The organism is Acidithiobacillus sulfurivorans, from assembly GCF_018853815.1.
Lineage (GTDB): Bacteria > Pseudomonadota > Gammaproteobacteria > Acidithiobacillales > Acidithiobacillaceae > Acidithiobacillus > Acidithiobacillus sulfurivorans.
In genome coordinates, this window is record NZ_JAAOMP010000141.1 from 1 (window position 1) to 3,396 (window position 3,396).

2 protein-coding genes and 1 pseudogene are annotated in these 3,396 nt (G+C 54.9%); 2 read left to right on the forward strand and 1 reads right to left on the reverse strand.

Annotated elements, in window-relative coordinates:
- The coding region (locus HAP95_RS13100) for a hypothetical protein (RefSeq protein WP_215884613.1) at positions 1-272 on the forward strand (272 nt) is incomplete at its 5' end.
- A gap of 251 nt (positions 273-523) precedes the next feature.
- Here HAP95_RS13100 and HAP95_RS13105 read toward each other — a convergent pair.
- On the reverse strand, positions 524-2,053 hold the full coding sequence (locus HAP95_RS13105) for an EAL domain-containing protein (RefSeq protein ID WP_368356589.1): 1,530 nt from the start codon (positions 2,051-2,053) through the stop codon (positions 524-526).
- 166 nt (positions 2,054-2,219) lie between these two features.
- Here HAP95_RS13105 and HAP95_RS13110 point away from each other — a divergent pair.
- Positions 2,220-3,396: pseudogene (locus tag HAP95_RS13110) on the forward strand (IS110 family RNA-guided transposase); the annotation flags it as partial.

The window sequence follows — 3,396 nt, forward strand, 5'->3', positions numbered from 1 at the left end:
GGACTGAGCGTGCAATTGGGTACGCCTCCCGTCTACTACGCGCCACCGCCGGTGTATTATGCGCCGCCCCCCGTCGCTTATTACACGCCGCCACCAGTGGTCAGATATTATCCCGTGCCACCCCCTGTCGTTGCCTATGGACCCAGACCTTGGCTTCGGCGGGGGCCGCCACCATGGGCAGGGCATGGAAGGCCAGGACCCTGGCAACATGGCAATTGGCATCACTGATAGATCAAGAAGATGAGATGCGATTCGCCATGAAACAAAACTAAATTCTGCAAGTGGTCATGGATAATGAATGACCGCTTTCAGTCTTCTGCCGACCATCAGAGATCAACGGCGGCTGGGCAGCGGAAGCGGTCATTCGGCGACTTGACCATCATGTTCTCCCAACTCATCACGATGGCTATAAATCGCAGTTTTTTGAGAATCGTAATCCCTGGTTTATCCTGCGACGACGAGCGCCAGTTGAAGATGCTCAAAAACGGTCTGATGGAGCACTAACAAGGTTCCGGTTTCACCCTCATGATGTCTGTTGTTTTTTGCTTTTTTCTTCAAAATAAGTTTTCACAATAGCCTGTTCAAAAGCCTCTACAGCTTGATCAACAGCACTCCAATCTGCACCGCTTGGAGAAGCCAACAATAGGGCATCCATTACGGCAATGGCGCGGTGGTACTCTCGATGCAGATGATCCAGACGGTTTACGTTATCCTGTCCCAAGCGATGTATATCTCCATGGAGGGGGCAGACCGTGGCATCAGCCAGAGTCAGGTAATCTACTGCGCGTGGAGAGCGAATGATGGTTTTTTTCAGCGCTTCGTGTTGAGCAAGACGCGTAGCATACAGTCCAAGCAAACTGATGGGTCGATGTCGGTGCGGGAAAACGCTGTGCTTGAGGAATGCCTTTAATTCCGCGAACGGCATAGGCTTGGCAATGGTGTAACCTTGCAGAAGCGTGCTTCCCATAACGGTGACTGCATCCAAAATATCTTCAGTCTCTACACCCTCTACCACGAGATCTACCTGCATCCCGTTGGCCAGATCCTGAATGGCGTTCAAGAAATGAAGGTCCTGCGGTCGCAGTTCGAGGGTGCGGACAAAGCCCTGGTCGAGCTTGATTTCGTCAATGGGCAGGTCCTTCATGCGGAGCAGAGAGCTGTAGGCACTTCCCACATCATCAAGCGCCAGGCGAAAGCCTAATGCTTTTATTTCCAGGAGCAATTCCAACGCGGTCTGCCGCTCCAGAAAATCCTCTCCCTCAAGAATTTCCAGTGTGACGCGTGATGCATCTACCGTGCTTTCGCCGAGTATTTCACGTAAGCAAGTGATGCAAGAACCCGACAGAGAACGTGGATCCAGATTGACGGAGACCCATAAAGGCCATCCTTGGGCATCCAGTATCGAGAGATCCTTCAATGCTTGGGTTAATACCTGTTTGTTGAGATCAGAAAAGTCTTCACCGTGTAATTGCGGCAAAAACCGGGCTGGAGGCCAAATAGTCCCGTTTTCATCCCGCAGGCGTGCCAAAGCTTCGATGCCGACTATCTTGCCTTTGCGGCTATCCAGAATGGGTTGATACCAGACCTCCAATGCGCCGTTATCCAGCAGGACCTGTGCGGGATTACGCTGATCTGCGAAGTTTTCCTCACCGAAAAGTGCCCAGCAATTTTCTCGATCCGCTTTGTGGGCTTTGATTTCATAGAGCGCCTGATCAGACCAGCGCAACAGCTGATCCGCTTGGTCTGTATCGGCAAAAGGATACAGCACGACACCCATACTTGCCCCAACCTGAACGCTTTCATCATTACTCAGAAGGATCGGTGTGGTGATGGTCCCTTCAATTTTTTTAAGGAGTTGCGCAAGGTCTGCATGCCCCGTCAAATCTTCCAGCAGGAGTACGAATTCATCGCCCCCGTAACGGGCAATAAAATCAGATTTGCGCAACATATCGGTCAAACGTTTACCTAACGTCCATTGCGACTCGCGCCACCCCGGAGAATGAAAGAGAATGGGAGTGGGTGGCGGCGGATTGAGATCGCGCGAAATTTTGATGACTTGATCCCGTTTCTAACGTGACCCGCCGGGCCGACTCGTACCCCGGATTGCCTCCATGAGAGCGCACATTAAGAGGACCGCCTGTGGCTTGCTGCAGGCAGGTTGATTCGGCATCGGCATCCGTCGCCTCCCACGTTTTCAGTATAGATGGAGAGGAAAGCCAATGGAACTGAAACCCATTTTTCAACGTGTGATCGGCCTGGATATTCATCAGGCACAAGTGACGGCCTGTGCCATCATTGGTAACCCGGATGGCACTGTGGAGGTAGAGCGCCGTCAGTTTGGCGGCTTCAAGAAAGACCGCCGGGCCTTGGCGGATTGGTGTGCGACCTGCAGCCGGATGCAGTGGTCATGGAGAGTACCGGGATTTACTGGAAAAGTCCCTATGCGGCTTTGGAGCAGGTCGGCATTCGTGCCCAGGTCGTCAATGCCCGTCACGTCAAACAGGTGCCCGGGCGCAAAACCGATGTTGGCGATGCGGAATGGCTGGCCATGCTGGCGCGCGCGGGCTTGTTACGCGGTTCCTTTGTCCCGCCGGCGCCACTGCGGGAATTACGCTTGATTGCCCGCCAACGCCAGAAGTTGGTCGGCATGCTGGCCTCCGAAAAGAACCGGCTACACAAGGTGCTGACCGACGGGGGGATCCGCCTGGGCGTGGTGGTCAGCGACATTCATGGTCAATCGGCACGCGCCATGATCAAAGCGCTGATTCAGGGCGCCACGCCCCAGGAGGTACTGTCCCTGGCGAGCCATCGCCTCAAGGCCAGCCGGGAGGAGATTCTGGATGCGTTGCAGGGCGATTTGAGTGCCTGCCATCGTTTTGTTCTGGACGAAACGATGCACTATATCGAAGCCCTGGAAGCGCAGATCGCGCGCTTCGATACCCGCTTGCTGGACGGTTTGGCCCCGCAACAGCATGCGCTGGCCCTGCTGCAGACCTTGCCGGGAGTGGATACCATGGGTGCTGCCTTATTGCTGGTGAAAATCGGGGACGATATGAAGGCCTTCGGGAGTGCCGATCGCCTGGCGTCGTGGGCCGGTCTGTGCCCGGGCAACAACGAATCGGCCGGCAAGCGCAAAAGTGGTCGCACCCGGAAAGGGAATCCTTACGTGCGCCGCGTCTTGTGCGAATGCGCCCATGCCGCCAGTCGCACCCAATGCGCCCTGCGCACCAAATTCCAGAACCTGGTCGTGCGCCGAGGTCATAAACGATCCATTATCGCCTTGGCCCACAAAATGCTGCGCATCATCTACTTCATGCTCTCTCGCGGCACATATTACCGGGACGCCGCCACCGATTATGAAGCCTTGAGCGTACAACGTAATGCCGCACGCTGGAT